The 5,487-nt window shown below is 70.9% G+C and carries 5 protein-coding genes; all 5 read left to right on the top strand.

Annotated elements, in window-relative coordinates; all coding sequences use genetic code 11:
• Positions 1–2,179: circularly permuted type 2 ATP-grasp protein (locus EK403_RS07920; RefSeq protein ID WP_128777076.1), on the top strand; the 2,179-nt coding region annotated here is incomplete at its 5' end.
• Positions 2,176–3,051 carry a transglutaminase family protein gene (locus EK403_RS07915; RefSeq protein WP_128776964.1) on the top strand — a complete coding sequence of 292 codons (876 nt, stop codon included), beginning with the start codon at positions 2,176–2,178 and terminating at the stop codon, positions 3,049–3,051. The genes EK403_RS07920 and EK403_RS07915, both read left to right, overlap by 4 nt.
• Positions 3,052–3,100: 49 nt before the next feature.
• Positions 3,101–3,364 carry a hypothetical protein gene (locus EK403_RS07910; RefSeq protein ID WP_128776963.1) on the top strand — a complete coding sequence of 88 codons (264 nt, stop codon included), beginning with the start codon at positions 3,101–3,103 and terminating at the stop codon, positions 3,362–3,364.
• Positions 3,365–3,413: 49 nt separating this feature from the next.
• The gene (locus EK403_RS07905; protein WP_128776962.1) at positions 3,414–3,869 is read left to right on the top strand and encodes a hypothetical protein; all 456 of its coding nucleotides are present in this window, start codon (positions 3,414–3,416) and stop codon (positions 3,867–3,869) included.
• 38 nt (positions 3,870–3,907) lie between these two features.
• On the top strand, positions 3,908–5,401 hold the full coding sequence (locus tag EK403_RS07900) for a carboxypeptidase M32 (RefSeq protein ID WP_128776961.1): 1,494 nt from the start codon (positions 3,908–3,910) through the stop codon (positions 5,399–5,401).
• Positions 5,402–5,487 lie beyond the last annotated feature (86 nt).

The raw sequence follows: 5,487 nt of genomic DNA, 5'->3' as shown, positions 1-5,487 counted from the left end.
GCCCCCCCCCCCCCCGCCGCTCATCATCGGCCAGGCCGAGTGGCGCAGCCTCGTCGACGGCCTCGTCCAGCGCGCGACCTTCCTCGAGAAGCTGATCGCGGACCTCTATGGCGAGAGGCGGCTCCTTCAGGACGGGATCCTTCCGGCCGCGATCCTCGGCCGGAACCCGGAGTTCCTGCGGCCGCTCGCCGATCAGGCACAGTCGGGACAGCCGCTCCTGCGCTTCATCGCCGTCGACATCGGCCGCGGCCCCGACGGGCGATGGTGGGTGCTGGGCGACCGCACGCAGGCGCCGTCGGGCGCCGGTTTCGCGCTCGAGAACCGTGTCGCGACCGCGCGCGCTTTTCCGGACCTGATCCGCGACCTGAAGATCCAGCGTCTCGCGCGGTTCTTCCGGCGCTTCCGCGAGTCGATGAACGCGCTAGTCGACGCCAAGGCGCTGCGCGTCGGATTGCTGTCGCCGGGCCCCGCCAACGAGACCTATTTCGAGCACGCTTATCTCGCGCGCTATCTCGGCTTCCTGTTGCTCGAAGGCGGCGACCTCTCGGTGCAGGGCGACCACGTGGTGGTGCGCACCGTCGATGGCGCGACGCCCATCAGCGTGCTGTGGCGGCGCCTCGACTCGGACTTCGCCGATCCGCTGGAACTCCACGCCGGCTCGCGCATCGGCACTCCCGGCCTCGCGCGGGCGGTGCGGGCCGGCGCGGTCAAGATGGTCAACGCGCTCGGCTCCGGTGTCCTCGAGGCGCGGGCGCTGCTCGCCTTTCAGCCGGCGCTGGCGCGGGCGCTGATCGGCGAGGAGCTGTTGCTGCCGACCGTCGCCACCTGGTGGTGCGGGCAGGAGAAGGAGCGCGCCTATGTCTCGGCCAACCGCGACCGGCTGTCGCTCGCAGACGCCTTTCCTCACGCCGCCGACGCGGACGACAGGCGCCGGCCCCTCGATCTCGGCATCCGTCGCGCCGCCTCCGACCGTCTGCTGGAAGAGCTCGACGGCAAGGGCGTCGGGGTGGTGGGCCAGGAGATCGTGGCGCTCTCGACCGCGCCGGTCTTCGTGGATGGAAAGCTGACGCCACGGCCCGTCACCCTGCGGGTCTATCTCGCGCGCGACGCCGAGGGCTGGAGCGTCATGCCGGGAGGCTTCGCCCGGGTCTCGAGCTCGACGGACCCGCTCGCGGTCTCGATGCAGGCCGGGGGGCACTCGCTGGACGTCTGGGCGCCGACCGACCGCGCCGAACATCCGGTCTCGCTCCTGAGCGCAGGCCAGGCCTTTTCGCGACGCCTGCCGAGCGCCCCGCCCGCCCGCGCCGCTGACAACCTCTATTGGCTCGGCCGCTATGTCGAACGCGCGGAGGCCGCGACCCGGCTCGTCCGTCTCTACGCGGCCCGCATCGCGGAGGGCGAGCGGCGCGGCGAGCTCGAGGCGCGCGTCGGCGAGACGCTCGCAAAGTTCGACGTCGACGCGCTGATGGGCGATCCTGCCGAAGGCCTGCGCACGCTCGCCCGCGACGCCTTCGCGACCGCGTCGCGCATCCGCGACCGCTTCTCGCCCGATGGCTGGCGGGCGCTTCGCGAGGTCGTGGACCTCGTCGAAGCCCATCTCGAGACGGCGGACCCCGGCGGCAATCTGGTCGACCTGTCGAGTGCGATGCTGACGAGGCTCGCGGGATTCGCGGGCCTCGTGCATGAGAACATGTACCAGTTCACCGGCTGGCGCTTCCTGCAGGCCGGGCGCCTGCTCGAGCGCGGCCAGATGACCGCGACGGTGGCCGCGGCGCTGAGCGCCGACCCGGAACTCGAGGGCGGCCTGGAGGCGCTGCTCGAATTCAGCGACAGCCGGATCGCCTATCGCCGGCGCTACACCGTCGACCTCTCGCGCGAGACGGTGCTGGACCTCTGCGTGCTCGATCCGCTCAACCCGCGCGCCGTCGCCTTCCAGGTCAACGGCTTCAAGGCGCTGCTCGACGAGCTTCCCGGCATGCGGCGCGGCGAGACGCTGCACGCGGTCTCCCGCCGCGCCGCGCGGCTCCAGGTCAGGCTCGCGACCGGCGACGCGGCCGAGGCGACGGAGTCGTTCCTGACGCGCATCGCCGACGACCTCGCGGTGATCTCGGACCTTCTGAGCCAGCGCTATTTCAGCGCCACGCCGAAGCCCCCGAGCGATTTCCCGGACGCGGAATGATCTACGAGATCAAGCTCAACATCGGCTACGAGTATCTGTCTGCCGTCAACGACGCGCGCCATGTCCTGCGCGTGCGGCCGCGCGCGATGGCAGGCCAGCGGCTGCTCTCCGTCGTGCTCGCGATCGAGCCGCGGCCAGACGAGACATTCTCGGAGCTCGACTTTTTCGGCAACGCGCTGGACCACGTGCTGATCCAACAGCCCCACCAGACGCTCGACGTCAGCATGACGGCCCGGGTGTCGGTCGCCCGCGGCGCGCCCGATCTGTCCGCGACGCCGTCGGTCGGCGACCTGATCGAGGTCAGCCTCGCCTCGCAGGTGTCGAACTCGAGCGGGCCCATGCATTATCTCGGCGACAGCCGCGTGGTCCGGACCTCGCCGTCGCTCACGGCTTACGCTGCCGAGGCCGTCGACCTCTCCGCCCCAGCGGGCGAGGCGGCGCTGGCTCTCGCCCGCCGGATCCAGGCGGACTTCGACTACGCGCCGGGCGCGACCAAGGTCGACACGCCGCTCGAGGACGCCTTCGCGCAGCGCGAAGGCGTCTGCCAGGACTTCGCGCATGTGATGATCGCGGCGCTGCGCGGCGTCGGGGTGCCGGCGGCCTATGTCAGCGGCTATCTGCGCACTACGCCGCCGCCCGGAAAGCCGCGGCTCGAAGGCGCGGACGCGATGCACGCCTGGGTGTCGGTCTGGCTGGGCGCCAAGCTCGGCTGGCGCGGCTTCGACCCGACCAACGGCGTCGAGGCGCTGAACGACCACATCGTGGTCGCGGTCGGCCGCGACTATTCCGACGTCGCGCCGATCGACGGGGTGCTGATGACCGCGGGCCCCCAGACCACCACCCATTCGGTCGACGTCAAGCCGATCGACTAATCTCGGCGAGAGAGACCGGATCTTAAGGCCTTTCGGCTATCCGTCTGGAATGACCATCAATCCCGCGGGAACGATCGCGATCCAGCTTCATCAGGCGCGTCAGCGTCTGGCGGTCAGCAAGGCGCGGGCGCGCCGGCTGGCCGGGCTGATCGAGCGGGTCGGCGCCGAGGGCGCGCAAGGACGCGCGCTCGCCGACGCCTTCGCGATCGCCGAGGACCTGATCGCCCAGCAGCGCGACTCGATCGCCGCGCTCGAGTCCTGCGAAAAGGCCCTCGCGGCGTTCGGGAAGGCCTCCGGGCCGCTGCAAGCCTGACGCCCGTGCAGCGCCATTCGCCCGACGCCCTCCCCTCGACGGTCTCGCCATGACGGATGAACGACGCCTCGGCATCCGCGACGTCCAGCGGCGGGCGGTCTACGACTTCAACGTCCAGCACGCCGCGCTCGCGCGCCGGGCGCAGTCCGAGGCCGGACGATGGCTGCTGACCGCGCTGCTGCTCGTGCATCTCGCCGGCCTCCTGCTGCTCGCCGGCGCGCAGGGACCCGAGGCGCTCATGCGGACAAGCGCACAATGGACGTTCGTCCTAGGCGCCGGCTTCGCGCTGCTCGCTGGGCTCATGGCCTGGATCAACTGGACCGCGACCGCGATCGTCCACACCGAATGGGCCGACGTCAGGCTGCTCGACCCTGACGGGCCGGACGAGATCGATGGCCCAAGGTTGAAGAAGGCGGCCGCGAATGCGAGCTATCTGCTTGCGATCGTCTTCAGCCTCCTGTCGCTGCTCGCGCTTCCTCTGGCGGCGCTGCTGCTCCTCGGCTGATCCCGGAAATCCCGAGCCGTCTGGCGCACGGAGCCTCCATGTCCGCCTATTCCGACCTGTCGGCGCATTTCGCGCGCATCTCAGCTGTCTCGAACGCGCTCGGCATCCTGCATTGGGACAACGCCGCCATGATGCCAAAGGGCGCCGCGGCGACGCGCGCCGACAGCATGGCGACGCTCGCTGTGCTTCGCCATGACATGACGACCGACCCGCGGGTCGCCGACATGCTCGACGCGGCCGGCGGGGACGACGGCCTCGGCGACTGGGAGCGCGCCAATCTGCGCGAGATCGGCCGGGTCTTCGCGATCGAGACCGCGGTGCCAGCCGACCTCGTGGCGGCCTCCAGCAAGGCGGTCTCGGCCTGCGAGATGCGCTGGCGCCAGGCGCGGGAGGACTCCGACTTCGTCGGCCTGCTGCCATTCCTCTCCGAGGTGCTGGCGCTCCAGCGCGAGATGGGCCGCGCCAAGGGGGAGCGTCTCGGCCTCGACCCTTACGACGCCCTGCTCAACGATTACGAGCCCGGCGGTCGCTCGGCCGCGATCGACGCGCTGTTCGACGATCTTGCGGACTTCCTGCCGGGCTTCGTCGACGAGGCGCTCGCCGCGCAGGCGCGGCGGCCCGCCGACCCGCCGCTCGAGGGCCCCTTCCCAGTCGAGACGCAACGGTCGCTCGGCCTGAGGTTCATGGCCGCGCTCGGCTACGACTTCGAGCGCGGGCGGCTCGACGTCTCGACCCACCCGTTCTGCGGCGGTGCCGACAACGACGTCCGCATCACCACCCGCTATGACGAGGCCGACTTCACCACCGCGCTGATGGGCGTGCTGCACGAGACCGGGCACGCGCTCTACGAACAGGGCCGGCCGCAGGGCCATATGAGCCAGCCGGTCGGGCAGGCGCGCGGCATGAGCGTCCATGAGAGCCAGTCGCTGCTGATCGAGATGCAGGCCTGCCGGTCTCCGGAGTTCATCGCCTTCGCGGGCCCCATCATGCGCGAGGCGTTCGGCGGAGACGGGCCGGCCTGGACGCCGGAGGCGCTCTGGCGGCGCTACACCAGGGTCGAGCGCGGCTTCATCCGGGTCGACGCCGACGAGGCCACCTACCCGGCCCATGTCATCCTGCGCTACCGGCTCGAAAAGGCGATGATCGCGGGCGACCTCGCGCTCGCCGACCTGCCGGGCGCCTGGAACGACGGGATGGGGGAACTGCTCGGCGTCACGCCGCCGAACGACCGGCTCGGCTGCCTGCAGGACATCCACTGGCCGAGCGGCGGCTGGGGCTATTTCCCGACCTACACGCTCGGGGCGATGACCGCGGCGCAGCTGTTCGACGCGGCGAAGCGCGCCGATCCCGACATTCTGCCGGCGATCGGCCGCGGAGACTTCGCGCCGCTTGTGGCGTGGCTGAGGGCCAACGTCCACGGCCAGGGCTGCCTCTACGAGACCGACGACCTGCTGACGCGCGCCACCGGCCGCGCGCTCGACGCCGGCGTGTTCAAGGCGCACCTGAAGAGGCGATATCTCGAGGAGGCGTGAACGGCGCTTTGAGATAGCATCGACCGTACTGCGTGCTTCGAGACGCCGCCCTGACGGACGGCTCCTCAGCATGACGAGGTCAGTGC

This window comes from Hansschlegelia zhihuaiae (assembly GCF_004103825.1).
Taxonomy (GTDB): domain Bacteria; phylum Pseudomonadota; class Alphaproteobacteria; order Rhizobiales; family Methylopilaceae; genus Methylopila; species Methylopila zhihuaiae.
The sequence above is the reverse complement of the archived record's forward strand: the minus strand, read 5'-3'. Positions and strand labels throughout refer to the sequence as shown.